The 1,096-nt window shown below is 44.2% G+C and carries 2 protein-coding genes; both read right to left on the bottom strand.

Annotated elements, in window-relative coordinates; translation table 11 throughout:
- Positions 1-228 precede the first annotated feature (228 nt).
- A complete protein-coding gene (tnpB, locus tag FYJ59_RS13855) occupies positions 229-588 on the bottom strand; it encodes an IS66 family insertion sequence element accessory protein TnpB (RefSeq protein WP_154498947.1) in 360 nt (119 codons plus the stop codon).
- Entirely contained in the window at positions 581-976 is a 396-nt protein-coding gene (gene tnpA / locus FYJ59_RS13850) for an IS66 family insertion sequence element accessory protein TnpA (protein WP_154498935.1), read from the bottom strand. The genes tnpB and tnpA overlap by 8 nt, the downstream gene beginning before the upstream one ends.
- Positions 977-1,096: the final 120 nt, after the last annotated feature.

Below are 1,096 nucleotides of genomic sequence, written 5' to 3'. Positions count from 1 at the left end.
TTTCGGGGAGTGGGGAATCGTGAAAATGCCTATGGATGAGCGTGCGTATATGACAAAAGAAGAAGCGAAAAAAAACAGGGCAAAAAGAAAGAAGAAGTGCCGTACAGAGCTTTGAAAGTCTTTTGGTGCAGAGACAGAAAGGGGTTCAAAGCTGTGCACAGCACAAAATAAAGTGGCAGAGAAAACGATAAAAAGTTCTCTGTTTTGCACAATGAAAATTTATACAGATTAAGCAGACTGAGAGGGAAACACATCCCGGATGACCGGCTCAATGGAGAATCCCTGCATCAGCCAACTAAATTGTTCCGCATTCATGGAGCGTAACTCGTCTGAGGAGCGTGGCCAGGAGAAATGACCGGATTCCACACGTTTGTAAAGAAGCAGGAAGCCATCACCTTCCCAAAGCAGCCCCTTAATCTTGGAAGCGGATTTTCCGCAGAAAAGAAACAGGGTGTTAGGGACAAATAGACTTTTTTGGTATTTCTGTTCAATAATGGCAGCAAGGGAATCAATACCAAAGCGTAAGTCGGTGTAACCGCAAACGATATAGATACCTTTGAAGTAGTTAGGGTCAGCGTCTCTAAGCATAGCGCACCGCCTTAATGAGTAGAAGAAGTTTCTCTTCCGAAACGGTAGGACCGACAGATATGTTGATATCACCACAGGTAATGCTCAGAGTATTGTGTTCGTGTAAATCGTGCGACTTAAGCGAATCGTGCAACTGGCAAAACACAGGTGTCTTGTTAGGATATGTTTGCAAAAGATCCGGTGTGAGTGCTACGATGTCATGCTCAGCCGGAAGCAGGGAATCGACGTATTCCAGCTTTAATTTATGCTTCCAGTAATTGTAGGTGTGGATGGTGACATTGTTTTCAGCACACCAGGCTTTTACGGTTAGTCCGCTGGCAGCCTGTTCCTGAAAGCGTGAGGCCCACTGTGTAAGCTTAATCTGATGAAGTTTTTGTTTGTTGTTCATGAGAGTCCTCCTTAAGTAATCGCTCGAATTGCGCGAATCGCGCAATCGACACGAAAATATTTGGAGCAATTATCTCATGAATGTGGTAGTATTATAAGGTACGAGTGGTTGAAGATTTAC

Origin of the sequence: Waltera intestinalis (assembly GCF_009695995.1) — a bacterium.
Taxonomy (GTDB): domain Bacteria; phylum Bacillota; class Clostridia; order Lachnospirales; family Lachnospiraceae; genus Acetatifactor; species Acetatifactor intestinalis.
This window is presented reverse-complemented; position numbering and strand designations above follow the sequence as displayed.

Excerpts from the sequence above, each read along its gene's own strand:
- tnpB (WP_154498947.1), bottom strand. The coding sequence starts at position 588 with ATGCTTAGAGACGCTGACCCTAACTACTTCAAAGGTATCTATATCGTT.
- tnpA (WP_154498935.1), bottom strand. The coding sequence starts at position 976 with ATGAACAACAAACAAAAACTTCATCAGATTAAGCTTACACAGTGGGCC.